31 protein-coding genes and 3 pseudogenes are annotated in these 25,459 nt (G+C 40.0%); 23 read left to right on the forward strand and 11 right to left on the reverse strand.

All coding sequences use genetic code 11. The features are described 5' to 3' along the window. Positions 1-3 precede the first annotated feature (3 nt). The 3 genes from QP775_RS14795 (at position 4) to QP775_RS14805 (ending at position 2,326) form a co-directional block, all read left to right on the forward strand. On the forward strand, positions 4-276 hold the full coding sequence (locus QP775_RS14795) for a phage holin family protein (protein WP_285107112.1): 273 nt from the start codon (positions 4-6) through the stop codon (positions 274-276). Continuing rightward, complete coding sequence (locus tag QP775_RS14800) at positions 269-997, forward strand: peptidoglycan DD-metalloendopeptidase family protein (RefSeq protein ID WP_285107114.1); 729 nt, start codon at positions 269-271, stop codon at positions 995-997. Before QP775_RS14795 ends, QP775_RS14800 begins: the two co-directional genes overlap by 8 nt. Positions 998-1,252: 255 nt before the next feature. Beyond that, positions 1,253-2,326: a GDSL-type esterase/lipase family protein gene (locus QP775_RS14805; protein ID WP_285107116.1), complete on the forward strand. Its 1,074-nt coding sequence runs from the start codon at positions 1,253-1,255 to the stop codon at positions 2,324-2,326. 142 nt (positions 2,327-2,468) lie between these two features. On the opposite strand, the gene QP775_RS14810 is transcribed toward QP775_RS14805, so the two are convergent. Next, positions 2,469-3,146 carry a hypothetical protein gene (locus QP775_RS14810; protein ID WP_285107118.1) on the reverse strand — a complete coding sequence of 226 codons (678 nt, stop codon included), beginning with the start codon at positions 3,144-3,146 and terminating at the stop codon, positions 2,469-2,471. A gap of 76 nt (positions 3,147-3,222) precedes the next feature. Further along, a complete protein-coding gene (locus QP775_RS14815; RefSeq protein ID WP_285107120.1) occupies positions 3,223-3,450 on the reverse strand; it encodes a hypothetical protein in 228 nt (75 codons plus the stop codon). Positions 3,451-3,752: 302 nt separating this feature from the next. Here QP775_RS14815 and QP775_RS14820 point away from each other — a divergent pair. After that, positions 3,753-3,869: pseudogene (locus QP775_RS14820) on the forward strand (IS3 family transposase); the annotation flags it as partial. A 171-nt stretch (positions 3,870-4,040) separates the two neighbouring features. After that, positions 4,041-4,880, forward strand: a complete 840-nt coding sequence (locus QP775_RS14825) for a hypothetical protein (protein ID WP_285107122.1) — start codon at positions 4,041-4,043, stop codon at positions 4,878-4,880. Positions 4,881-5,085: 205 nt separating this feature from the next. Here QP775_RS14825 and QP775_RS25770 read toward each other — a convergent pair whose 3' ends face one another. The 5 genes from QP775_RS25770 to QP775_RS14845 all read right to left on the reverse strand — a co-directional run bounded on the left by QP775_RS25770 (position 5,086) and on the right by QP775_RS14845 (position 8,527). Beyond that, a complete protein-coding gene (locus QP775_RS25770; protein ID WP_350338976.1) occupies positions 5,086-5,169 on the reverse strand; it encodes a putative holin-like toxin in 84 nt (27 codons plus the stop codon). Positions 5,170-5,346: 177 nt separating this feature from the next. Beyond that, positions 5,347-6,495: an XRE family transcriptional regulator gene (locus tag QP775_RS14830; RefSeq protein WP_285107124.1), complete on the reverse strand. Its 1,149-nt coding sequence runs from the start codon at positions 6,493-6,495 to the stop codon at positions 5,347-5,349. Next, positions 6,476-7,150, reverse strand: a complete 675-nt coding sequence (locus tag QP775_RS14835) for a hypothetical protein (protein ID WP_285107126.1) — start codon at positions 7,148-7,150, stop codon at positions 6,476-6,478. Before QP775_RS14835 ends, QP775_RS14830 begins: the two co-directional genes overlap by 20 nt. Positions 7,151-7,375: 225 nt before the next feature. Beyond that, the gene (locus tag QP775_RS14840; RefSeq protein ID WP_285107128.1) at positions 7,376-7,564 is read right to left on the reverse strand and encodes a hypothetical protein; all 189 of its coding nucleotides are present in this window, start codon (positions 7,562-7,564) and stop codon (positions 7,376-7,378) included. A gap of 390 nt (positions 7,565-7,954) precedes the next feature. Next, positions 7,955-8,527 (reverse strand): hypothetical protein, encoded by a 573-nt coding sequence (locus tag QP775_RS14845; RefSeq protein ID WP_285107130.1) that lies wholly within the window; start codon positions 8,525-8,527, stop codon positions 7,955-7,957. 131 nt (positions 8,528-8,658) lie between these two features. Here QP775_RS14845 and QP775_RS14850 point away from each other — a divergent pair, with 131 nt between their 5' ends. The 7 genes from QP775_RS14850 to QP775_RS14880 all read left to right on the forward strand — a co-directional run bounded on the left by QP775_RS14850 (position 8,659) and on the right by QP775_RS14880 (position 11,697). After that, a complete protein-coding gene (locus QP775_RS14850; RefSeq protein ID WP_285107132.1) occupies positions 8,659-8,859 on the forward strand; it encodes a ribbon-helix-helix domain-containing protein in 201 nt (66 codons plus the stop codon). A 2-nt stretch (positions 8,860-8,861) separates the two neighbouring features. Next, positions 8,862-9,308 (forward strand): hypothetical protein, encoded by a 447-nt coding sequence (locus QP775_RS14855; RefSeq protein ID WP_285107134.1) that lies wholly within the window; start codon positions 8,862-8,864, stop codon positions 9,306-9,308. A gap of 97 nt (positions 9,309-9,405) precedes the next feature. Beyond that, the gene (locus QP775_RS14860; RefSeq protein WP_285107136.1) at positions 9,406-9,570 is read left to right on the forward strand and encodes a hypothetical protein; all 165 of its coding nucleotides are present in this window, start codon (positions 9,406-9,408) and stop codon (positions 9,568-9,570) included. Between the two features lie 12 nt (positions 9,571-9,582). Beyond that, complete coding sequence (locus tag QP775_RS14865; RefSeq protein ID WP_285107138.1) at positions 9,583-9,912, forward strand: YolD-like family protein; 330 nt, start codon at positions 9,583-9,585, stop codon at positions 9,910-9,912. Positions 9,913-10,630: 718 nt separating this feature from the next. Continuing rightward, positions 10,631-11,149 (forward strand): accessory gene regulator B family protein, encoded by a 519-nt coding sequence (locus tag QP775_RS14870; protein WP_285107140.1) that lies wholly within the window; start codon positions 10,631-10,633, stop codon positions 11,147-11,149. A gap of 51 nt (positions 11,150-11,200) precedes the next feature. Then, positions 11,201-11,308, forward strand: a complete 108-nt coding sequence (locus tag QP775_RS14875; RefSeq protein WP_285107142.1) for an AgrD family cyclic lactone autoinducer peptide — start codon at positions 11,201-11,203, stop codon at positions 11,306-11,308. An 11-nt stretch (positions 11,309-11,319) separates the two neighbouring features. Next, entirely contained in the window at positions 11,320-11,697 is a 378-nt protein-coding gene (locus QP775_RS14880) for a LytTR family DNA-binding domain-containing protein (protein WP_285107144.1), read from the forward strand. A 405-nt stretch (positions 11,698-12,102) separates the two neighbouring features. On the opposite strand, the gene QP775_RS14885 is transcribed toward QP775_RS14880, so the two are convergent. Then, a complete protein-coding gene (locus QP775_RS14885) occupies positions 12,103-12,327 on the reverse strand; it encodes a helix-turn-helix domain-containing protein (RefSeq protein WP_285107146.1) in 225 nt (74 codons plus the stop codon). Positions 12,328-12,992: 665 nt separating this feature from the next. Here QP775_RS14885 and QP775_RS14890 point away from each other — a divergent pair. The 6 genes and pseudogenes from QP775_RS14890 to QP775_RS14915 all read left to right on the forward strand — a co-directional run bounded on the left by QP775_RS14890 (position 12,993) and on the right by QP775_RS14915 (position 16,492). After that, entirely contained in the window at positions 12,993-13,337 is a 345-nt protein-coding gene (locus QP775_RS14890; protein ID WP_285107148.1) for a site-specific integrase, read from the forward strand. A 299-nt stretch (positions 13,338-13,636) separates the two neighbouring features. Further along, positions 13,637-14,512, forward strand: a complete 876-nt coding sequence (locus QP775_RS14895) for a hypothetical protein (RefSeq protein ID WP_285107150.1) — start codon at positions 13,637-13,639, stop codon at positions 14,510-14,512. A 206-nt stretch (positions 14,513-14,718) separates the two neighbouring features. Further along, a pseudogene (locus QP775_RS14900) lies at positions 14,719-14,899 on the forward strand (GMP synthase (glutamine-hydrolyzing)); the annotation flags it as partial. A 218-nt stretch (positions 14,900-15,117) separates the two neighbouring features. After that, positions 15,118-15,267, forward strand: a pseudogene (locus QP775_RS14905) (TCP-1/cpn60 chaperonin family protein); the annotation flags it as partial. Between the two features lie 114 nt (positions 15,268-15,381). Continuing rightward, positions 15,382-15,621 (forward strand): hypothetical protein, encoded by a 240-nt coding sequence (locus QP775_RS14910; RefSeq protein WP_285107152.1) that lies wholly within the window; start codon positions 15,382-15,384, stop codon positions 15,619-15,621. Between the two features lie 307 nt (positions 15,622-15,928). Next, positions 15,929-16,492 carry a hypothetical protein gene (locus QP775_RS14915; protein ID WP_285107154.1) on the forward strand — a complete coding sequence of 188 codons (564 nt, stop codon included), beginning with the start codon at positions 15,929-15,931 and terminating at the stop codon, positions 16,490-16,492. A gap of 212 nt (positions 16,493-16,704) precedes the next feature. On the opposite strand, the gene QP775_RS14920 is transcribed toward QP775_RS14915, so the two are convergent. Then, on the reverse strand, positions 16,705-17,451 hold the full coding sequence (locus tag QP775_RS14920; protein WP_239330021.1) for a hypothetical protein: 747 nt from the start codon (positions 17,449-17,451) through the stop codon (positions 16,705-16,707). Positions 17,452-17,793: 342 nt separating this feature from the next. On the opposite strand from QP775_RS14920, the gene QP775_RS14925 reads away from it, so the two are divergent. Then, positions 17,794-18,531, forward strand: a complete 738-nt coding sequence (locus QP775_RS14925; RefSeq protein ID WP_239330019.1) for a restriction endonuclease — start codon at positions 17,794-17,796, stop codon at positions 18,529-18,531. Between the two features lie 441 nt (positions 18,532-18,972). Here the strand turns inward: QP775_RS14925 and QP775_RS14930 are convergent, their stop codons facing one another. Beyond that, positions 18,973-19,806, reverse strand: a complete 834-nt coding sequence (locus QP775_RS14930) for a peptidoglycan-binding domain-containing protein (protein ID WP_239330017.1) — start codon at positions 19,804-19,806, stop codon at positions 18,973-18,975. A 420-nt stretch (positions 19,807-20,226) separates the two neighbouring features. Then, complete coding sequence (locus QP775_RS14935; protein ID WP_285107158.1) at positions 20,227-21,252, reverse strand: alpha/beta hydrolase; 1,026 nt, start codon at positions 21,250-21,252, stop codon at positions 20,227-20,229. A gap of 422 nt (positions 21,253-21,674) precedes the next feature. Here QP775_RS14935 and QP775_RS14940 point away from each other — a divergent pair, with 422 nt between their 5' ends. The 4 genes from QP775_RS14940 (at position 21,675) to QP775_RS14955 (ending at position 25,445) form a co-directional block, all read left to right on the forward strand. After that, positions 21,675-23,171 carry a glycosyltransferase gene (locus tag QP775_RS14940; RefSeq protein ID WP_285107160.1) on the forward strand — a complete coding sequence of 499 codons (1,497 nt, stop codon included), beginning with the start codon at positions 21,675-21,677 and terminating at the stop codon, positions 23,169-23,171. 102 nt (positions 23,172-23,273) lie between these two features. Then, on the forward strand, positions 23,274-23,540 hold the full coding sequence (locus QP775_RS14945; RefSeq protein WP_285107162.1) for an acyl carrier protein: 267 nt from the start codon (positions 23,274-23,276) through the stop codon (positions 23,538-23,540). Beyond that, the gene (locus tag QP775_RS14950) at positions 23,533-24,741 is read left to right on the forward strand and encodes a beta-ketoacyl-[acyl-carrier-protein] synthase family protein (RefSeq protein WP_285107163.1); all 1,209 of its coding nucleotides are present in this window, start codon (positions 23,533-23,535) and stop codon (positions 24,739-24,741) included. Before QP775_RS14945 ends, QP775_RS14950 begins: the two co-directional genes overlap by 8 nt. Next, positions 24,738-25,445, forward strand: coding sequence for a beta-ketoacyl-[acyl-carrier-protein] synthase family protein (locus tag QP775_RS14955; protein WP_285107165.1), 708 nt, complete (start codon positions 24,738-24,740; stop codon positions 25,443-25,445). Before QP775_RS14950 ends, QP775_RS14955 begins: the two co-directional genes overlap by 4 nt. The last annotated feature ends 14 nt before the right edge of the window (positions 25,446-25,459 follow it).

Genomic DNA, 25,459 nt, shown 5'->3' on the forward strand with positions numbered 1-25,459 from the left:
ACTATGGAATGGAACATTATTTTTGAATTGATAGACCCTGCACTGTTGATCGTAGTAGCAGCCTGTTGGGTTGCAGGATATGTCCTAAAGCAAACCCCGCGAGTCCAAGACTGGACAATCGTTTATATCGTAACAGGTTTAGCAATTGTTATGACCGTATGGATTCTAGGGTTTGGTCCTCAATCAATTATTCAAGGCATATTAGCAGGTGCGTTTTCTGTATTCAGTCATCAGGTAATCAAGCAAACAAAGAAAGGTGGTGATAGCAATGTTTGATTGGAAACAGCAAGGGTACAGAGTCACTAGTCCATATGGATATCGTGACGATCCGTTTAATGGCAATAAAGTATTCCATACTGGCATCGATCTTGTAAAGGCGCATAAAGCGCCTATTTTTGCGTTTGTGGGTGGGGAAGTAGTCCATGCCAGAGAAGGTCAACCAGGTACCGGCTTTGGAGGTTTTGGGATTGTTGTTGCTGTCAAAGATGAGCGCGGTGCACTGCATTGTTACGCGCATCTTGATAGCAGTAGCGTTCGAGTTGGTCAAAAGATAGGGCTAGGCCAAGAAGTAGGTAAACAGGGTACAACAGGGCGCAGCACTGGCTCCCATTTACATTACGAGATTCGTTTGAAATCGTCGCCGTCGTATGGATATGGTAGCCATACTGACCCCAGTGAATATCTGTCAAAGCACCTAGAACAAACGTCAAAAAATCAAGGAGTTTCGATTAAAGTTGGCAGTAAGGTTTTGTGTACAGGAACCCTTAATGACGGGACTGTAACTGCTCCTATCAGGGTGGTTGTTGAGGCGTTAGGCGGTCAATTGATGTGGCATCCAGACGGTAAATACACGACTGTAAACGGCAAAAGAATCGAAGGTGAACACATTATAAATGGACAAGCTTTTGGGCCTGTACGCGCTGTATCAGAGGCGTTAGGAGCCAATGTAGTGTGGGATCAACAAAACAATTCAGTTAAAGTAGCGCTGAGGGGTTAGCCCTCGGCGTTACGAGAAAGGGTGAATGGAATGGCAGTAACACCTATTCATACAGGAAAAATAGTTCAATTTCAATTGAGGAGTACAGATACCTTACCAAACACATTACAAAGCCCATTACACGACGGCAGCACTGCTTTAGTGTTAGACACGGGAGATGTATATATTTGGGGCGAGGGACGATGGTACAAGCTCTAGGAAGGGTGTAAGAGTGTGAGTGATAATATACCTTTAATCATGGCATTGGCAAAGTCTATGGCAACCAAGATGCAACAACCGTCAATTGCTTCAAGTCGTATTGTCTGCCTTGGGGATAGTATCACCCAAGGAGACGTTGCCAATGTTAGGAGATATACAACGTGGTTAGGATGGATTACAAATAATACAGTCATAAACTCAGGGATCAACGGTAATACAATACAACAAATGCTTGCACGGATCGATACAGATGTGTTAGCACACAACCCGGGCATATGTATAGTGTTTGGTGGTACAAACGATATAAATGGCGGGAGAACAATACAGGCCATGGCAGCCGATATAAAGACCATTACAAGTAAGCTACTTGCAGTGAGGATCAACCCAGTTTTTTGCTCGCTTCTGCCGCGCAATGACAACGTTACGCTTATGCCAGCCATATACCGGTACAACGAGTGGCTGCAGCTTTATTGCCTACAACAAGGATTTATTTACATTGATATCTTCACAGAGTTTGCAAACAGTGACGGCAGCCCCAAAGATGGATATTTAATTGCAGATAAATTGCATCCATCTACAGTCGGCATGAGAGTGATTGCAGATTGCATTGCCAAGTATATACCTAAGTCACAAGCTTACAGCGCCTTGGCAAAGGGGGATACAACCACAATTGTACCTAACCCACTCTTTAGCTCTGGCACAGATATAGCAACCGGTTGGGCCAAGTATGGCAATGCAGGAAATCTGCTTGTGTTTACACGCGACGGAGGATGGCAGGGTGTTACCAAGGGAACCGGTAGTGTGCAGCAGACGGGAGGTTTTCAAACCAAGCTCCCCACTTCGCTTGTGGAAAATAAGACTTACAGAGCAGAAGTTGATATTGACTTTACTGCAGCAATAGATAGCCAGGTAACATCATATTTTCAGTTTAAAAACGCCACCAACGCAGTTGTGGGAGGGGCTGTGTTTGTGTTGAGATCGCCCACACTGAGCCGCATTAATGGGCTGCGTATCACGGCAGACATTATAGTGCCTGCCGCAGCCGTATCGACGGAGTGGATCACATACGCTCAATCTATAGAAGTGTTTACTTTGCGTATTGCTAATCCGAGGATAACGGAGGTTTTATAAATATAAAAGAGGACATCTGTATAGAATGGCAGATGTCCTCTTTTAGTTCATTATTTTGTTGGACAAACACGCTCATACTATGTAAAAAAATTAGTAGGTGGTGAAACGTAGTTTGTTTACGGCGGGCTTAAACGAGGTGGAGTTATTTATTGTACCAATTTTTTTGAATGTAGCTTCCATTAGGCTTTTCTGCCTCTAGAATGTACGATTTCCCATCATAACCTGTATATACAAGTTCCTTTTTATGATGTACTTGAAATACCCGAACATTTAACTTTTTATCAGCGGGAACTGGCGTCGTGCTTTTAATAGTATAAGAGTATTCTTCTCCAATGGTAAAACCAACATTATTAGAAATGATTTCCGATGTTATTCCAAACGTATGTGAGGCAGTGGCAGTTGATTTCCTAGTTTCTGAATACTCCGCAGTATCTGGCCCATCGAACCAGTGATCATAAAGCGGATTGTTTGGATTATACCATCCGAATCCTTTATCACGAACATCGATAATTTTTACAGGTTGCAACGCAGAAAGCACGGGACCTTTGGCCGAGGTGTCCGACACCAGAGTGGTATTTCCAACATATTCATATTCGATCTTTGATAGTTTTGCGCCATCCTTGTAAAGAGGGATATTTTGTTCAAATGCTTTTTGTTGAATTAAAGCTGGGTTAATTATTACTTGTGCTTGGTGATTTTGATTCGCGGTGATTTTCGAAGTAGGCTTAGTAATTTGAGCGGCACTGGCAATACTAAGATTCATACTCAAAACAACAGTCAACAAACCAACAGCTAACTTCTTACCATTAATAACAATCACTCCCTAATAGTGTAATATTTAATTACAAATTCATTGTATACCATATATTAGGCGATGTAAATACAAATTATAGGCGTTATCCTATTTTTTTATTTTTGATCTCTATTATTTCAGAGATTATTAAATATATAATTCCTACTGCAAATGAGACTTTAGAAATGTTGACCAGGCTTGATAACTGAGAGTAATTGGCGGTTTCAACAGTAATCTTACCGACTTCTAACAACGTACTGCAAAGATAATATGTACTATAGAGAATAGCAGATATTAATAGGCAAGCAGCAGAAAATGTTCTTCTAGACATTTTACATCTCCTTAAGGACACCTCAGTTTATAACCAAAATAATTAGGGAATAAGATTGAGTAAGAGGAATGAGTAGGTAGATTATTATTGAGGAAACTGAATGGTGGTTGATTTTTGAATCAAGGCATTACTTAGTTAACTATAACATTATCGGGAAAAATACCATATAAGTCCAGAGGATTAATTGCTACATGAACTATAGATCGAAAATTGTAGATTAAACGCCCACTAACGATTTTTACACGTCATTGGGCGTTTTTCTCAATCTTAATTTAATTACTTAAACTTAATCGCTACACCATCTAAAGTTGGAATTATGTGATTATGTGAACTGGTTCAACAAGCATCGTATTCATGGCACATTAGGATACATGACGCCCGTTCAGTACAAAGCTGCTGCCCTTAAAAAAGTTGTCTGATTTACTGTTGACAGTCCATAATGGTATTTGGTTACCTGTAATAAAAGTATAAAAGACTGTAAACTACGGGAGTGGAAAGACTTTTATAGTTAGAATACATAATGATGAATACTAAAGAAAAGGTTATCACTAAAGTGTTTAGATTGTTTAATCAGAAAGGAGCGTCTATTTTTGAAAATTTGGGAGATATCAGCTAACCCTGCTAATACAACAATAGTTGAAGCAGAGGATAATTTATCATCTTTTTCTGATATTGAATTATATAAAGGGTTACCTCTAGGTGGGGAATGGGTTCCATTTAAAGTTCAGACATATCAGGAAGGTAGTAGGATGGACTTTTATAATTATTATGGTGGAATCCCTGTTATAACTGAGAAAACATACGAGATATTAAAACCCTACATGGAGAACCAAGTAGAGTTTCTTCCAATTATTTATGACCAGACTGTTCTTTATGCAATGAATGTCACTAATGTTATTGATGCGATTGATTACCGATCAATAAAAGTAAGTAAAATGCCTTCGGGTAAATTAAATCCACTAGACACATACCATTTTAATAATGACAAAATCAAAGATATTGATCTCATTTTTAAAATTCCTGAGCAAGTGTCAACATCTGTATTTGTAACTAGTAAATTTGTTGATTTACTCAATATGTATAAGTTAGAAGGACCTAGTCTCTATTTAGTTTGGGATAAAAACATTCCAGTTCAGTCAGCGGCTACTGCAGAAATGTTGTTGCGTTATGATGAACGACTCTCTCAATTAAATATATGCTCTCGCATTCCGCTCCTATCATTTAATGATGTGATAGAAAACTTAAAGGTAACAAATAAACAGTATAGGAGCAAAGAATATAAATTAAAATATCAGTTTAATAAAGTTTTTATATCTAAGTACACTAACTTAAGTGAATTCTTGTGGAGACCCTTGCATTACGTAACCCCTGAGATCGCGGGTTTACTATGGCATGAGGATGACACTAATGATTTTGGTGAATTTATTTAAAGCAGTCTAAAGTAAATGAACATTATTTCTTCTCTGTTACTTTATTGACTATATGACACGTTTTGCATCACGATGCATATATTCTTTATGGTAAGATATAACTAAATAAGGGACCGTGCGCTAACACGATCCCCACTGACAATCACCGCATTAAGAGCGGATGGCGTAAGGCTAAGAAGTAACCTTCACCTTGGTAGGGGGCGGGTTACTTCTTTTTATTGAAGGACAGTACCAGAACGACGAACGTTCCGAACGCAAGCATTAATGTTAATGCTTCATACACTGTCATGGCGATCACCTCCTAGAAAGGAATTAGACCTCCTTTCTTGGAAATGCGCCACCCGCCCTTAACCGATTTAATTGTCCATATCATCATACCATGATTTACCTATTCGTCGGGACCCTTTTTATATCAATTAATGAGTAGGGAACAAATATGAGCCACAGGAATAGTCCTGGGCTCATATTATTTAATCCTTCTAATATGATTTGTTTGCGATGGGAGGGGACTGGAGTTAATTGAGTGAGCATCTAAGTTGCATAACTCAAATATTTCTCGTTCCTTAATTCCAGATTGAAATGAAATTTGTGATACAGAGATATTGAATTTATCATTTAAGTAGTTTATGGCGTGACCAAATAATTTAGGAATCTCTAATGGAATTTCGTCATCAAATGGTTCTTTGTTTCTCCATTTTTTTCTACTTATTTGTTGCCTTAAATATAGGCAGTACTCAGGAGTGAACAGTTCAAGTTGCTCAGCTCTGTAAACAATTGCTTGAACAGAGACCATCCAGTGTTTCTTTAACATAACTAAATAATCTAAGCCTAGAGCAGTTAAATCCTTTGCTACTCCACTTTCCGGAAGTAAAAGGGAAGAAGCAAAGCGATTTGCCTCATATTCCATCCTTTTTGAATGCTGTACCTTATTAAAAACTTTCTTAGTATACCTAGAGTGTAAAATGATGTGACCTAGTTCATGAGCAATATTGAATCTAATTCTTACAGCAGATGTAATGTCTTTGTTTAAAATTATATAAGGTGTATCCTCAACTAACACAGAACAAGCATCAATCCCTTGATGATTCATATTTAAATAGAAAATGTTGACTCCTAGCTTTTCGCAAAGAGTTGTGAGATTCCCTATTGGCCCATCTGAAAGACCGAATTTTTTGCGAATGGAACTAGCAAGTTCTTCTATATCTTCATCACGTGTAGGCATAAATTCACCTGCTAAATTTTCACGAATTAAAGAAGCGTCAAAAGTGGGTAAGTTTACATGTGTCTTAATATATTTTACCAGCATGTAGATCATACCAATTTGATTTTCAGTTTGATCTTTATATTTCTTCGCCACACTTGCCTTGCTTCTATAAATAAATGCATTTTCGAAGAAATTAGCACTGATCTCTTCACTATAAAAGAATGTAGTCTCAAAACAAAGGATTTCTGCGAGTTGGTGTATCATCTCAACACTTGGAATAGCTCTGTTTTTTTCATACTTAGATATAGACTGATGAGATATTCCTGTTAGCTCAGCCACCTCTTGTAAAGTTAGATTCCTTATTTTTCGTGCTTGTTCAAGCTTTAATCCATTAAACTTGTTTTTCAACATCTTCTAAGCCATCCCCTTCAGCATAACGCTGAAAATCTTCGAAGCTAATTTCGTCAACTGTCTGAATTTTTGATTTTGGGTAAAAGCCCTCAACAACAACAAACTCCTGAAGTAGTGGTATACTACCGTTTAGAATCCCTTCACCATTGGGTATCCCTAAAGTAATAAACGAAGGTGTTGAAGTTTGATACCCGTGATTAACTTGAAAATAATTTTTGCTGTCTACAGAAATCGTAGGATTAATATTATCACTATAATCAATGTAACTTTCAAGTGGTTTTGTTACCCTATCTCGGCAAACGGCTTTTCTTCCACACTTATTTTTAGACGATACCTGATTGAAGTGAATTAAAGTATCCTCATTATATAACTCTAAGTATGTATGTGAGCGGTTAGAGTTATATGCAGATCTACATAAAAAAGGAAGTTCTTTATTCTTTACAGCCTGAATAATAAAAAATTCAACTGCAACATTCTTTATCTCTGGCAGAAGTCGTTTCTGCCCACGCAGAGTTTTAAAGGCAGCAGTATTATTAATTAAAAGTTCTGACCATTTGTATGCATCAATAACAAGATTGGACAATTTAGAGCGTGCTGAGAACGAAATATGAGACTTGATAATTTCTCGCGGATCCTGGGCAATCACTATTTCCACAATTAATGCACCTCTTTATGCTTTTGCAACCATTCTACAATATTAGGCTATTTTTTGCAACCGTTATCGTTGTTGTTGATAAAGGATTGTAAATACACATAAAACAAGAACAAAAGTTCTATTACGGTGGTGTTTTGAGCGAGTGGTATGTGCAATAAATGAAACAATGCAGAGCCTCAATATAACCAAACTTTAGCATTGAGGTTCTGCATTAACGATGAGATTTCAAACACTCATAAGCTCAAGCTTGCCACTTGTCTTATTAAATAGAAAGGTGTATACGGCAGCAACCGCATCGCCTTTAACATGTCGTGGATCAGCTTTGCATTTAGGACAATCGGCGTCTACCCATGGCACGAGATAAAAACCATTACCGCAGCAGCTGCATAATGCATGCTGGACGATTATTTCCATGTGATATGTCCAACTCCTTTATCAAAGATCAATATATGTAAAGGTGAGCGTGCGCAGCTCACTCGTAGCGGAGATCCGCGACCATCCCGGCAAGCTTCTGCCGGTAGGTTTCGTCCTGTTCCGTCCAGGACTCATCAGGCGCATTCTATATCTATTACTTGATATCCATTTATTACGCGAAATTTGATTTCACCATCCGCATTCAACACCTCAGATGTAATGTACTGTGTTACATTCTTGTTAGAAGAAATAAATCGGACCAGATCCCCAAAATCGATGAACTCAAACTCTGCATCTATACTGCTCAAATGTTTGAGTATATTTACAATTAGATTGTCTACCATTGAATACCGCTCCTATCATTCGATTATTTGAAAGGGGCCGAAGCCCCTATTGTTTGTTTTTGTTTAAAACCTCAATTGCCCGCGCATAACTTTCCTTACTGACTCTGTGTGGTATGTATCCTTCGCCGCCCTCATTTACTATGTTGTTATAATTTTCGCGCCAGATCTTTAGTTCAGCTGCACTCATGAGGTTGGTGATTCCCTCCTTTTCGGCCTGTTGAAAAATAGAATTTGCTTTTTCAATTTCAGCACGTTTATTCTTAGTCGCTTCCGTTTCAATATCAAATTCTTTCGCTAATTCTTCTTCCATTTCACTTAGTGCTGCTGTTATGGCAATACCAGCTGCGTCACCTTCCGTTATCGCTCTATTACCAACAAGAGTATATTGCTTTGTCTCATCAAGTTTCGCTCTTTGGTAAAATGTATCCGTGTATTGATCGAAACTAAGTATCTTTGCATAAGTTCCTTTTTCAACTACTTTTCCATGTGCCACGATTTCAATTTTTTTGCATGTGATAACGCGACCCGTGAAACTGTTTTCTGTGAACATACTGACAGTTAATTTAGCTACCGATTTTCCAAATGGGATTTCTTTAGCTCTAACTAACGATTTAAACATTTTTTACTTCCTCCTTTGATATGTATAGCTTATTTATATTTCAATCATATACTGGTACTAGTATAATGTCAACAATTTTTATACTTGCACTAGTATAAGTAGATTGTTAATATTTGATATGAGGTGATTATATGGACAAACAAGGCAACTCAGCAACTCGCGCTAAGAATAAATACAATACAGCTAACTATGACCAAATAAAATTATGGGGTAACAAGGGAGATCGAGAGCGTTTCGATGCAGCTGCTAAGAAGAACGGTAGCAATAGCAGAAATGCTTTTATTTTAGAAGCGATAGAGGAAAAAATAAAACGGCTTAACGAAGGAGAATAGACGTGGACTACTTTAACCACATTACCCTAAACACAGGACATAGCCGCAAATCCTATCCGTCCGAGGTGGAAAAGGAAATATACTTCATATTGCATCGATTATATAAGGATATCTTCAATGGTGGCGCAGATCTTTTTGATGGTAGATATGTGGTAAAAGGATCTCAAGACGATTCAGGAGCAGTAGTGACTGTGTACAAAGCCGAAATTGATCTAATGCCGATCTTAACGACAGGTATATCACGTTATCGTAAAAGCAAACTATGGGAGCTGCTACACTCTTCGAGTACAGCGCCTCTCAAAACGAATGCTAAATTCCCGCCCGCAGCTCCCTGGGTTGGTGATCGTCTTGAAGTTGGCGCAATGATTGACACAGAAGCCCTTACGTGGACAGCTGGATTTTCAAAGTCCATAGGATGGATATATCTCGCTCCACATAAAGTACACTAGTAAGCCACGGGTTCAATCCTTTGGCTTTTTTTGTTGCTTAAAACCTGTTGTCTGATTATAATAAGAACAAACGTTCTTGCTTTTGAGGGGGATAGGTATGAGTGAATGGCATGCACAAGTCAAGCCACAGCAAGACTGGCGCAAAGAAAAGATGGAGCCTTCAAACATAGCCACATGTAACTGCAAGGCCGAGATGAAAGGTAAATGGGTAAATGGACGTTATATGTGTGTGCGCTGCGATAAACCTGTGTACAATGCGTAGGAGGGCGGTATAGTGGCGGGCAAATTGCAAGATAACGGTCTATGGGAGTCGTCGAGGATGATAATTCCAGAGCATAAGGTGGCAATGCTTGAGTATGCGCGTAAACGAGAGCATAAAAGTAGGCCTCAGCTCGACGATCAGGAGTTAGAGCTTATCGGCGGTAAGCTCTATGAGTCCATGCGCGATCGGCAGGCGGTGCAGGTTGAGGTGTTTGATCCGTTCCGGCAGCTTGTCTTTACAGGCATGGTGATTGATATCGATCTTGTGGGTAAGCGCGTCAAACTGCTGCAGGATGATGAGTGGCAGTGGATCAAAGTAGAGAATATACTATCTATATCTTAAGTCCTAATTTATTAGGGCTTTTTTTGTACATTTACCATCATCTTCATGGTATTATATACTCTAAGTATTATAATAGTTATATATCCTCATAGGGCGGTGCCACACGTGCTTGATGCAGTAGGGTTTATGTTTTTTTCCACGTTGGAAACGTTTGCTTGGTACACTCTGAGTATGCACCTATTCCGGTACAACCCTCGTGATTATACTTGGCATGCACTGTTTTTGATACTGATCATGAATCTACAAAGTTACTTTCTCCGCAACGAGTTGTCAATGGCTAACTACGCGCCATTAATTACTATCCTTATTTTCGTGGCACTATATGTATTTTTTGTGCGACTGAATATAATAGGTGCATTGATTGTAACTCTATCAGGTTTTGCGGGCTTTGCAGTTGTGCAGACTATCCTAGTGCAAATATTATTCGGTTCAGTTGCAATTGCTCAATCAAGCTTGACCAATGGTTATGTACTGCAGACCGCAACGGCCGTAATTGTATTTTCGATATCATACGTAATGCATAGACTAGGATATGGGATACCTCTTGACTTCGACAAGCTGAGGTTTCGCTTTGATGACGTGATATCGGTTGTTATGATGGTTATTTTTTTGGTCATCGTGTCAGCGTTGCTTTATTACAACCAGATATGGATAAACCTAATTATATTTGCGGCGACTTTGACATACCTCCTTTACTATACTAACCGGAGGGATAGAGATGATTGAAAAATTGTCATTAGCCATAGCAACACTAATAAAGGCACGCGTTCCAGAACACCCAGCATCTATTGCGGTGATGAAATTTTCCTTAGCAGTAGTGATAAATACGTTAGCCATAGTCATATTGTCACTAGTCATCTCACTTGTAACAGGTCGAGTAACTGAAACAACAATTGTACTTATCGCATTCGCAGGACTGAGAGGGATATCTGGAGGTATACATCTAAAATCCGGTGACAGTTGTGTCTTAGTAACCACCGCCATAGTCACCTTGATATCCTTAGTGGAAGTAAATGCTAATAGCGTATTGATTTTAACTGGGTTGAGTGCAGTGTTGTGTGCGGTATTTGCACCGTCTAGAATCGAGATGCAGTCTAGGATCGATTCTAAGTATTATCCGTTGCTAAAACTGGTATCTGTACTTGTTGTCTCAACTAATTTAATTTTTATGTCATCAACCTTAGCTGCAACTTATTTTATTCAATCACTGACACTTATAAGAGGAAAGAAGGCGTAACAAATGACATTTATAAAAAAGTTTAAAAGCAGTTCATGGTTATATGCAAGTATGGCAACAAGTTTGGTAATGCTAGCCCAACTAATTGTAAAACCAGCAAGTGCACTTTACATCTATCAAGGAGACGTTCCGAAGGAGCTTCTAAAAAAAGAAGAATAAGGAATGGTTTGATGAAACAACTAACAGTTACATGCGACTTAGAAGGGGACATGGGCATCAGTAACATACCACTTGAGGATATTGTTTACTTGGAATTTAGTAAGGTATCAACTAAAGACAAAGTAATCGCCCACACAGAAGAATCTAAATTTTATATGCCAGGTACATTGAAATATTGGACTCATGTGTTTAATGCAAGTGGTTTAAGGTATCGAACTGTTGATAGAAGCTTCGCTATTAATGTAGATAAAGTAATATCCATTGACAACGTCTTTCTAACCGCATACTTTGAAGTAAAAAGATGCACAATGTCTAGGAGAATGTACGAAGATTTAGTCAGTGAGTTCCCACATCTTACAATCGGAATAGAGAGTAGACGGCCTGTATAGGTCGTCTTTTTCATTCCATAGCATAAAACAAATAAAAAGTATGTCGAATTATGTTGTGTCATCCAGAAAATTCGTCAGACCAGATTTCCTTTACATTTAAGCAGTAGGGTAGTTTAATGGTGTTAACATAACATGTCAGGAGGGAGATAAAGTAGCTTTACCCCGTAATTTGATTCGATATTTCTACATTAATACTCCTCAATTAAACAATAACCTAGCAGATAAATTAACAGACAAAACAACGAAGAATCACTATAAAAGGAACGTGTGTTCTTATATAATAAGAACAAAGGATAAGTCAAAGGGGAATATACATAGAAAGGAGTTTTCGATAACTCAATAACTGAATGACAATGAAATCTAGAAAGTATTCTGTCAGAATAGTTTTTACCAAAGGAGAGCCTGTTATTTGCGTCTCCTGACCATTTCCCATTCGTACAGATCCTCCATGGAACAATCGATAGCGACAGCAATAGTCTTCATCACCTCTGCTGACATTTTGGATCGATTATTTGCATAGTTGGAAATGGTTTGGGCCGAATAGCCGGTCTTCTGAGCTAAGACCACCTGTTTCATCTTGGCCTCTTTGAGTCGCTGCTTTAACAGGCATCTACCCTGGGTAAATGCCATCCTAATATATCCTTTCATTTAGATATTTACTTATATGTGATTGTAGCATGCTTTTTATAAGTGGAGAATGCAGTAATTAACAACATGAGGAGTTGGTTTGCAATGACAACTGAGCGGTTGGTATTTAAGGATAGCGAAGAACGTAAAAGATTTGACCAACTAATGAATAAGTGCGAACATGAAGAGAGTGGGATGCACAGTAGATTAGCAGCATTACTTAACGAGCTATATAATCTGCATCATGTGGACCTGGAACTCATAACTGAAATAGAGGATTTATACATAAACAAAGGATACTTGTATTGTTACATATCTTTTAAACAAGGACTCACTCATGCTAAATAACAATCCTATAAGACTTGTTAACGTGTTAACCAGAAGTTAACGCACTATAAAGATAAGAAGTACATTAAAGGTATAGATATTACAGATGAATCCCCATAAAATACGCTATATGCATTGATGTTACAGTTAAAAACAGAATGGGCGGCATGATGTAATAGGGACTTACAAGGCTTTTAAGCCTTTCTGTTCTAAAACGTCAGACCAAATTGCTCCTTTAATTGAGGTTATTTTGACCTTGATTTAAGAAGCAGTCACAGTTATAAATAATAAATAAAGCAAAGACCACTTCTTAATAAGTTTATTAAGGAGTGGTTTTTTTGTTGTTAAAGTTTGCATTTAAGGATTTTCTAGATGACCGTAGGTTTAAGAATACTACAGAGAAAAATATTAGGAATTATCTTACTTTACTAGGTGAGTTTGTTAACTATTGCACAGATAATGAAGTAGTAAATGTTGAGGACATCGCACAAAGTCATGTGAGAGATTATTTGATGCTTTGTCAAGATAAAGGCAACCAAGCTGGAACAATTAATACTAAGCTGTTGAGAATAAGAGCATTTCTCAAATACATGGTAGAATGTGAAGTCATTAATAATAATCCAGCCCACAAAGTAAAATTCCAAAAGACAGATGTAAAGATAGAAGTGAAGATGTTAGACCTATAGTATTGAATGATTACATAATTCATTCTATTAAGTATTTGCAGATTAAGTATATACTTGAATTGTAGATGTTTGTAACATAGTGTCTAAAAATCAGGTCGAAAATAAAGATTGTTTGGAATACAGTGTTTTTTTGTGAGTTTAGAAGGAGTAATTTGTATGATAGGTGAATTACTAAATATATAGTCGTAAGTTAAAACTATGTATTAATAAAAGGATAGTTATGAAAAAAGATTGAGTATTTTAGAGTTAGTAGTTAACCCGAGATTATAGTTTAACTATTTAGTTAAGGGGGAATATTGATGTCTATATTAAATGCTATATTCAGGTATGAGGGAAAGGAAGAATTGATTAATTTAGAGGATATTTCCAAAAGAGAAGATTATGAATTAGTTAAAGAGAATTTATTTTGTAGTTTTGAAGGTTGCTACTGTCCACTGCAATATATTGCTAAAGGAGCAATTAGCGAATACTTAAAAAGGAGAATTGGCGAACTTCATAATGAGAGTTGTACTTACTTTACTCTTCCAAATTTAACTGGACATTCAAGAAGAATTGTGGGGACAAGTAGTTCCATTTTAAGAGATGACCATGTTGCTAGCATACTTCGTGGACTATATGATGTATATACTGAAACTACTGATGAACGTGAAGTAAGATTGAAACGTGGGAGAGAAAATGCAAGAGTTCGTAGAAACAATAAAATTGATAAAAGTAAGAGTGAAAAAGATGTTGAAGAAGTTTATGTAAATAAGGCTACTACTTCTAGTGAGGGAGAATCCTTAGTGGAAGGAGAAAGAAATCCTCCAGTTCGCAGAAGATACTCTTTATTAGATTTGTCTGATATAGATATTGGACAAACAGAAGGTATTATAGGAGAACTTGTTAGTATAGTGAATAATGAAAAGCGGACAATTCTCGAACTAACTGACAGACTAAATAAGATTACTCTTTATGTATACTTGGAAGAGGTATTCTTTGATAATTCACCAGTTAATATCGATACATCCTTAAAGGTTTTAAGTGAAATAGTTAACAAAGGGAAGAAGATATACGTTAGTTGTGTTGGAGAAGTAGTATATAGGGATGATAAATTAGGAATGTTATTACTCAGAGAAAAGGATTTAAGAATAAATAGAGTTCCTGTGATAATCTTCATACATCAATTTAACGAATAGGATACTGTATCATTGTTATAGAATACTGTTTCACAATTGATTACTACGTTTATACTTAAACTTATAAAAGTTATTGGAAGGCAATAGTTGCTAATAATTGTGAGTAAACGCAAGTATATTAAGGAAAAACCTTGTATGTACAAGCCTGTTTTTTGCACATTTTCTTTACAATTGATACATGAAATAGCACAATAATTGACGCAGAATCTGTAGGTGTAATGGGTGATGCTTGTACGTATTCTTACACTGTAGGTATCTGTGCGGTAACATCTATTGAAGGTATGACAGCAGATTGGGAACATATCCCTTGGGCGTTCTAGAAAAATCTCTGTACGTATCGTTTACGATGTAACTTCTAAGCCACCAGCAACGATTGAATGGGAATAGAATTAAACGATCAATAATAAACTCTCTTTCAGTCGCATTTATTAGTCTATGATAGAGAGTTTTTTGATTTGAATTAGTGAGTTAAGGTAAGGTTTGAAGAGACTGTTTACGTAAAGCAACCACGACTTTACAATGTAATTGTAAGCATGACTGCAAGAAGTGGTCATTGCTCTAAATTTGTTATTAATAACAGTGATGAATATACCCATAAGTCTTTGTCTGGTATCGTTGACCCTGCTAAAGTTACTCGTTCCGCATTGCAAAATGCAGCTTCCGTAGCAGCTATGTTCTTGACAACTGAAGCGGTTATCGCTGATAAACCAGAAAAGAATGCACCAGCTATGCCTGACATGGGCGGTATGATGTAATAGGGACTTCAGCGTCCTGAATACATCAAGGATTGTATAATCCTGTCCGTCTTGCAATAACTTAAAAGGCTTCTCATTCGTTCCAAGAACGAATGAGAAGCCTTTTTTTGTTGGTTGATACCTCCTGCTGGTTTGTCTTATTTAATAGATACGATTCAAGAGAAAGCAATTAAAGAGAAGATCAGAAATAGAGGTGTTATATCTGCTGCAATTAAACAAAATGCCTCGACTCGTACTAACCAATTACTGGAGGAAGTCAACCTAGTGGATCGACTGAATAGCATCGAGCAAAACATTGAGCTTTCAATGCAAATAAAAAAGCCTCCTGTTACAGGAATTTTATTATTTAACTAGCAACATTCTAGGTGACCTTTTCGTTTTACAATTAGCAATTATAAAGGAGATAGTGGGATTAACACAGATTACGTTTACTGTAATGATTCTATAAAGGTTCCGGCTACCCTCATGTGTAACAATGGTCTGGTCCGCTTGTTTCTAATATTAGAAACAATTCCAAAAATTATGGTGCTATGTAAAAGGGATTAAATTAAAAGATGTACCACGCATCATTAATTTAATGTAAAAGATAATCAAGTGATAATGCACTATGTATAATTACGTAATTTATATAGTTTACTAATATGCTAAGGAGGATAAAACTTTGCGTGTTCTTATAGTCGCCATTTTCTGTTTATGTCTTATTTTAACTGGCTGTGTTGATAAGAAAGAAGAGGGTCAAGTCGCAATTGAAAAAGGTTCGATTATGGACGAGGATGGTAATCATGTAAAAACATCGGATAGGAGAGAGCATGCAAGTGAACAAATAGGGGAAAATGAACAGGTACTCAAAGGAGTGAATGGTGATGAGCTGGGGCCATTTCAAACAGGTTTATCCTTAGATGAAATGAAATATGATGAGAAATACCAGAATATTGTTACTTTATTTATAAAAAATCTGGCGGCGTGGGCTGCTAAAGATGAAAAGGCATTCCGCGAATGCTTTGTTTCAAAAGATTGGGCTGATAATCATATGTTTCTGCTTGAAGATTCGGCACAATATGAGTTTGTGGGCACACCCTATATCATCGATCAATCATCTGAGAACGGCAGAATTAATATTGTTTTCAATTACAGAACAGGTGAACAAGTGGATGAAGTAAAAGGACACACCACCACGTTTATTAGAGACAAAGATGGCGTTTGGAAAATTACACTGATTGACTAGAAACAAAGCATCATCGAGGGGCATATGTGAGATGAGTCCATCGACGGGGTTGAAGGCGTGTGCGGTAGGACGTTGGATCATCGGTTTGATGCTGGCGTCGCATCTGTTTCTAATTCGTTGAAGCTGTATGGATTATTCGATTTAAGGTTGGTGTTTTTTAATAATAGAGGCCGAGCTACATCTGCTCGGCCTCTATTATGTTCGACCGAGATTTATGAATAATTTTGATCGATGTGGTATTCAATGTTTATTGGTCTCAACACACTATCTACTGGAATGTACTTGATCTCCGTAACTCGGCCCTGATATACATTACCAATGTATTCGTCGTATGCATCATATTGGACAACTGTAGTATCGTATCTGTCGTAGTTGATAGCGCCATAATAGTTACGCGTTGTGTAAGGGGAGCTTTCTGGAGGTCCTGAATAGGTTTCTGTTGTTCCATAGGTTTTTTTCACTGTACCTGATACCGAACCGGTCAAGCTTGACTTCACGAGGTTCAAAACATTTACATTGTACGTCCCACTTATGGATATAGTGCCACTCACTTCTAACGTATCTGATCTTTGATATGTTTTGCCTTTTGCGACGCTTGCGAGCAGTTTTTGATTATGGATAGGTCCTACTGAATATCCGACTATTTGTGCTCTTCCCATAACATACGATGATCCTACGTATACTCTTCGATCACCGCCGAGAGTCGAGAACTCACTATTTGATTGCTGCAGCAGAGGGTCTACAAACTCTACTCGCGCACTCATATCAATTGGTAATTCGTACCGAGTTATTGCAGATGCATGGCCTCCTGAAGCAAGTGCATCATGTGGTATCGTTTGGGAATCAAGTGATACTACGTAGTCCGGGGTTGTCTCAACAACATTGGTCTGGGCTGCGGCTCCTGTTGCTAACGAACCGAGCATACATGCACACAACAACAATACTGCGATCTTCTTCAATTTTTCAATCCTCCTATAATTACATAATATGTTACATGTATATGTATTTGACACGGTATACCGAACCCCTTTTGTGATGTGTAAAATTTAGGGGGAACTTTATGATTGTATTACTGAAGAAACTATGTCGAAAAGCTGATAAAAAATTAGGTGAGACTTGACGAGCACATGACAAAAATCTCCTTAGTGGAAATTTCGAATTAGGGGAGAACCGACACAAGGTTACTAAACACAGTGCATTAACTGCGGCGTTTTTCATCGCCTTTTTACATGCCCATTTACAGGAAAAACCCTCCTTATGTCGAAATTGCTATAAGATAGTCATCATGGGAGGTTATTGTATTGGCAAGAAAAAAGAGTAAAGCTAAACAACAAGAGGAATTGATTCATGGGATATTAGGACTCGCAATACTTACTGCACTTTTTGGAACCTTTAATGCTACTCATTCCTGGACAGCAGCAATCATTGCATGTGGAGTTGTACTTGCTGTGTTCGTGACGGTGACCGTTCTAATTCAAACGAAGAAATCCGAACGCTTAAAGAGGTCTGGTATAGCAGAGATCGATAAAATGGACGGTGTTCAATTTGAAAAGTACCTCGGGCATCTGTTTACTGCACATGGCTACAAAACCCAAGTTACAAATGCATCAGGTGATTATGGTGCCGATCTGATCATTACAAAGGGTAATAAAAAGATTGTCGTACAGGCAAAAAGATATAGCAAGAATGTTGGGTTAAAAGCTGTTCAAGAAGCCAAAGCATCAATCGCGTATTATTCAGCAAATGAAGCTTGGGTCATAACGAATAGTGACTACACAGTAGCAGCCTATGATTTAGCTAAATCAAACCATGTTCGTTTAATAAATCGTGCAGAATTAATTGAAATGATCTTAGCAGTTAATACAACAGCAGCTACGACCGCGAAGGCTGTGATTGCAAGCAATCCAACAAAAGAGATTGTTTGTCCAAAATGTAACGCTAATTTGGTGCTTCGTAAGGGTTCGAAGGGACGATTTTATGGCTGCAGTAATTATCCAAAATGTCGCTATACGCAACACGTCGATCCAAGTTCAACTTAGTGAGATATTCATAGAGTGCGTTTGATGACATATGTATTCCCTGAAAAATTTAGAATCGCTGTGTTTGATATGGATTTGAAGAACAGGAATAGATCCTGGGGGAAAATTGCTAGCTAAGTATAGTTATAATGAGTAATTAGAAGAGGGCAAGAACATCGTCTAACTTCGTATTATCGCCAGTAGTTCTTCTGTTCTTGGAGTATAATACCACGGAAACAATAAATGACCCAGCCTAGGATAAGAGCTGCCCGAGGCTGGGTCGCGACGTGTATATGATTATGTGTGACTGGACCTAAGTGAGGTATAAAGATGCGTACCAATCCAGCTTTAATGATAAGTAGGAAGTCTCTTAGGTTAAATTAACAACTGCTGCGATCTGGTTAATTGTCAATCTTTCATGTAGAAATCTCATTGATAGTAGGCGTCTTTCATTGGGGAAGATTAGAAGTCGAGATGGAAGTGATCAGCATGGGTGGAGTCTTGGATGAGTTTTGAGCTTGTTAAACCATAGGTATTACTAAAGCGGATCTTGGTTACGCTTGAGTTTGCAATCGCAATTTCTAAAAATTTCTTTTCTTGCGCTGGCGTCATGGCAGTAGTTCCGAACTTGTTGCGAATGTCGAGATTTTTGCCGTTTCTGTGGCCCGCATGCTCTGGAGTATCGTCGCCATCGATGAGGCTGCCATCATTAATTTCGAGCTTTTTGCTGTAAGTGGAGTAAAAGCTGGAGGCGACTTGATCCAATGCGGTCTTTGTTGCAGGTGTTACCCAGCTATGATCGAGCTTGTAGCTCGCATCAGCAGCAATCCCAGCCGTTGTATCATTGTAATTAATATAGTGGGATGTATCTTTGAGGCGGACATACCCAACAGGTGAAGAACCGATGGCAGCATGCAGCGCGTTGCGGCTTCCAGCCCCATAAATACCATCCGAAGTCAGGCCTTTGACCGTCTGAAAAACTTTGAGATTATCTTTGGTTGCTTGGTCAAAATTTCCATTTGTACTGGTAATTTTGGCAACTCCTGCGAAGTAACTTTCGTTGCTGCCATATGCTCTCCAGTCTTTTAGATTCTGTTTGAGTACAGCGACCTGAGCATGCGTTTGTCCTAGCGCATATGTGCTTTGGAAGCTTGTACCGTACTTCGTATTAGATGCAGCAGTGCCAACAGCAGCGACATTGTTATGACCAGCAGCTGCAAAAGCACTTGAAACGACGGATAACATGAGGACACTTGAGACGGCCAATGCTACAGACAGACGAGATTTCTTGTTCAACGATTATTCCCTCCAATGGTATAGAAATGTAATCATACTATGCATATAGTAGATTCACCTCGAATGGTATCATAAATCAAATCGCATACACATAGGATAGAATGACAGATACTGTCGAAGTTGTTAAAGAAATCGTATAGTAGCTATATCTATCGATAACATGTCAAGTGAGAGATAACTACTAGACTGACGCCAGCGAGAGAGCTAGGAAGTATGGTAGGATGTTTAGATGATTAGAGATGTAAGGTGGTGCTGGATGATGACGGTAAAAGGTGTAGCGGAGGATTTAAGCATACGGTTCCAGCAGAAATAAACCCCACCTCGTAATATACACGAAGATGGGGTTTCGTTTTGATTTCATGAATGTGGATATGGCATAACTATGAATAAATTAAACATCGACACTTCGTTCTAATCCATTCATTTTGCTTGTGCCACGTGCTTTTGCAAGAAAGCTAATGTTGCTTCCAGCGCTTGCTGCCCGGGTGGCGTATCCAGCTTAAATTGGAATTCGTGCCCTGTCTCATACACATCCTTTGCGAAGAAAAGGGTGTCAACCTCTACTTGCTGCGCTATCAATTTGGCAGCAAGCTCTTTGCCTTGGTCCTCAAATGAGCCTTTATTTCCATCGGTAATAAACGCTGGTGGAAACTGCTCATTCACATGATGAACAACCGAAACCAAGTTGGCTTCTTCTGTGTCCTGCCAATTTTTAGTTCCTAAATAACTCCATGCAATCTGGTTAAGTGCAAATTGGATCACTGCTGATTGGTTAGGCTTGTTAAACTTCTCAATATTGTAAGGTCCGCAATACAATAACACCCCTTTGAGCGAGTTTTTGGGAACAACCTGTTCCAATCCCATCTTGTTTGCCAATTCGGAATTCGTTTGGATGGTAACGTAGCTGCTTACAATTTGGGCCCCAGCTGAATCACCAGCAAAAAACAACTGATGCACATCGATTGGATACTTTGTGTGAATAGCCTCTATGTGCCGATAAAATTCATCCAGCTGCACGACTGGTGCTGGATAGGTCGCCTCAGGAGCAAGCTCATAATTCATATTCAGCACGATGTAGCCCTGGCTGGCTAACACAGTGGAGTAAATTTCAATCTGATCTTTGTCTCCACCGACAAAGGCTCCACCATGTACCCAAATAATAGTAGGGAGTGGTTTCGGATTCGATTCCGCAGCTTTAGGCATATAAATATTGAACGTATTGTTTTTATACTGCGAAGGATAGGTTAGGTCCTTATGAACGGCCACTTTACTACTGTATTGGTCATAGCCTGGGGGCGTCGTAGCGATCGGTTCCTTAAATAAATGCCTGACATACAGAGCTGTCAATGAAGGTGTCACATTAACGACGATAACGGGAAGCAGCAGCAGTACGATAAGGAATACTACTGAGCCCATGATAAACCTTTTTGACTTTTTGCTAATCATGATGGGTTTCTCCTTAGTCTAGTGAATGTATATGTATAGTAAAACATATTTTATGGCCGTTTTCGACTGGAGCCGAATGCCATTGAGACGGCTATATTTAGTTATGTCAACGATAACTATTACTCATATATTTTGTATCCTTAAACAGCGCTTTAAACTGCGCAGACCCAAATCGCTCTTCACTCAGGATCAACATCTCCATTCCAAGCACCGCTCTATTGACCGAGGTTCAAAACTGCTGCTCCTACATAACCAGTATCATCAAAAAGAGCAAGGGTTAAATTTTTTCACCCTCCCGAGATGAATGGAGCAGTGTTATCCTGATTTTAGGAAATGAAATGTCATGATCTTACAATATGATACACGCCCGGACATTCTTCCAGGCTCGTTTCCTGCCATTTATTCGGGGTAGGGGGGATTTTGTGAAAATATCTTTTGTTATTCCTTCGTATAACTCGGCTCCTCACTTGGTTCAAGGCTTGACCTTTTTAGCTTCACAGCAGCTTGATCAAGAGCTTGAAATGGAAGTAATCGTCGTGGATGACGGCTCATCGGATGGAACAAAGGAAGCGGTGGAATCGTTTCGTGATCAGTTTCAGACTCTTCTTTATGTGTTCCGTCCAAGGGATGAACTGTCGAATCGCGCCAGAGCAAGAAATAAAGGACTTGAACAAGCTAGTGGAGATCTCATTTGCTTTTTAGATGCGGGTATTGTTGTGCCGTCTACTTTTGCAAAAGGGATTGCTGCTCGGTACGCTACCCAGACACCTGCTGTTTCCCGTGTGGTTCTGCTGCACGTGATCTATGGTGTTCCTTTGGATACAGATCGCAATGGTTTAAGCGCGATTGAAAATTTAAATCCCTATAACTTTCAGCAATGGGTGGAACACAATAAAGACGCCTCCATCTGGCAAGATTTTCGGGAGCCTACGTTTAATATGCTGCGGGATCGGCTTGATGGCTTGCCAGCCCCGTGGGAGTTCGGGCTAGCAGGGGCAATCACTGTACCTGCATCGTTAGCGAGACAAGTAAATGGATTTGACGACACGTTTATGGGCTGGGGAACAGAGGATATCGAATTTGCGTATCGGCTGTATCTTGCCGGCGCATCGTTCCGTGGTGAGAGACAAGCTTATGCGCTTCATCTGCCTCATCCGACTTCGCTAACCGAACAAAAAATGTTGTCCGATCGAAATAACCGCATTCGGATGCACCGCAAGCACTACTGCATGGAAACAGAGCTGTTTGTCTATTATCAGGGACTGCTTATTGGGCCTGTACTCGAAAAGATGCATCAGCTAGACCTCACACACATATGGCCTGCCAATAAAGTTTCACCACTAACCCTCAAAGAGATTAGAGACAACCATGTAAGTGGTACAAGCAAGTCCTTATTGCTTGGTATTGAGCTGCCAGCCATCGCGAAGGAGCTTAATACGACTCATGTATTTACCCATCGCAAGAAGGGGTATGAGCAGTTCATTAAGGAGTTGGGCGATCGAGAAACATTCAATTTGATTGGATGTGATACGCCCTTTACGGATCAATATTTTGATGTTGTTATTATGTCGGATTACATTCGCGTGTTTCACCCTTATATACAGCGTATGTTGCTGCAGGAATTACATCGCATTACCCGGCAGTTGGTATGGGTTCATGGGGATGATCAAATACCAGCATGGGCGAGCGAGACGTTGGCGGAGCAAAATAGGATTGACGTTCCATCTGTGCTAGCACGTTTTCAGCCAGATATTTACATCGTCTCTTCCGGTTTGAGAAAAGGGCATTTGAAAGAGCGCAATTATTGGTCATCAGTTCAGGACATTACGCAGTTATGCAGTGAATTGAACATTCCTATTCATTTGGTAGACATTAGGTCTGAGAAGAAGGTTGTTGGGGAATCGATAGAGGTTCATTGAAAGTGAACGGATAACGAGGGTCACGGTAATGAATTGAAGTGGATTGACATGGCGACAATCGAGTGTGGAATGTCAGCAATCTTATATTAGGGGGATATGTGGATGCTAGCAAAGGTGGATGGATTAAAGAACTTTATTGCGGGAATTTGCCAAGAGAAAATGAATATCGCCATTCCGGAAGTGATTGATACAGAGGGTGCTGTGGAGACGGTATTTCAATTGGATTCGATCTCGATGTTTGAGTTAATCGTCAATCTGGAGGATAAATACGATACAAAAGTGCCTGACGATGATATCGAGCGGATCGGCCGAATGAACTTGCATGAGTTGTGTGCTTATTTTGAAGAACGGACAGTAGCTCATGGATAAATCCGTAGTCATTACGGGCTTAGGTGTTATTACACCGTTTGGCAAAGGGATAGATGTGATACGCAGTCACACGTTTGCAGGACGGCACGGCTTCACTGACATCGAAAGCTTCTCAACTGCATTGAATCATGCAAAGAGAGGCGGCGAATTAAAAGATAAGGATCGTACCTTCCGTGCCTTCAGCAGGTATTGCATTGACGAAGCATTGGCAATGGCAGGGCTGGATCGGATGAAGGATCGAGAGCTGCTGAAAGACGCCGTGGTGGCGATCGGCAATGTGGGGGAAGGCGTCAGTCTAGAGTCTTATTATAGCGCTCAATATGGCAGAAAGACGGGCGACGATTCGGGACTGCAAGCTGCCGTAGATGATTCGCTCATTCGTCAACGTGATCCTTTCCGCGCTGCAGAAGAGGCGGCAGCGTACATTGGTTCCACGAATGTCCACATCGCATTTTCCAATGCCTGCGTAGCATCGGCAAATGCGATTGGCTACGGTTATGATCAGATCCGCAAAGGCAGAGCATCGTGTGCCTTGGTTGGCGGGATTCATATTTTGAATCCGTTTGTGTTTAACAACTTTGATTCCAATCGTGCGATGGCGAGTGGAGTCGTGCGTCCTTTCTCGCTTGAGCGCGATGGCTTATTAATTAGCGACGGGGCAGCTATGCTCCTGCTGGAATCACGCGAACACGCACGGCAAAGGCAGGCCAAGCCACTTGCTGAACTATTAGGCTGGGGTATAAGCGCGGATGGATTCCACGTAACTCAGCCGCACCCAGAAGGAAACGGTCTGGCCAGAGCGATGCAGGCTGCTCTGCGCAGCGCCAATTTATCCCCTGCGGACATCGATTATATCAATGCACATGGGACAGGTACGCCGCTGAACGACCGCAGCGAGACAAAAGCCGTGAAGCAGGTGTTTGGCAAGGAAGCCTATCAGATTCCTGTTAGTTCCACCAAATCAACGACAGGACACATGCTGGAGGCAACAGGAGCTGTAGAAGCTGTCATCGGCATATTGGCGCTTATGGATCAGCGGATTCCGCCGACAGCCAACTATGGCACGCCAGACCCCACGCTAGATCTGGACTACGTGACAGAGGGTGTCAGAGCAGCGCCGCTTCAAATTGTGATGTCCAATTCTAGTGCATTTGGCGGGAACAACTGCTCCTTGATTTTGGGGAAGGGGAAGGATGAATGACTAAGGCAAAACGAACCTCATTTTTGAACGACGAACAGCTAAAAGAGTTCAATGCTCGCTATTGTATTACAGGCCTGCATCAACAGACGGGGGTGCTGGATACAGGCGCATTAAGAGGATTTATTCGTTCACCGTTCAGCCCGCTTATTTATACAAGTGCAACACAAGTCTCAACCCAATCTGGCTTTGCCGGACCAGAGATCTCAGGCACTCGTAAAGGGATCATTCTAGGCAGTATGTTTATCGATGCGATGACAGAGGAAGAGCAATGGCAGGATTTGCTGGCAGGCAAAAAGGTCAGCCCCATCATGTTTCCGCAGATCGTTCCTAGCTCGATTCTTGGTTTTGTTAATAAAGAATTGTCCGTATATGGTCCCATGACCTGCATAAGTCCCAGCCCGCAGGCAGATGGAGCAGGGATTATACTGCGGCAGGCTGCGGACTGGCTGGAGGATGGCCTTGCGGATATTGTGCTTATCCTGTTATGCGATGTACCTTCACTGCGAGCGAAACAGTGGGCTCGCGAAGCAGCACACCCTGATAATCCTACTCGAGAGTTGGCAGGGGGCATCGTCAGCTGGGTGATGGAATCTGAGGAGCACGCTGCTGGTCGGGGAGCAGCGAACGTATGCACGGTGCAGGAGTTGTACGATCAGCTTCAGCCTGAGAGCGGGGTTGGAATGGCCCGACAGTTCTGGACATAAAGGGGAGTGTAACG

It is taken from the genome of Paenibacillus sp. UMB4589-SE434, assembly GCF_030226685.1.
GTDB lineage: Bacteria > Bacillota > Bacilli > Paenibacillales > Paenibacillaceae > Paenibacillus_B.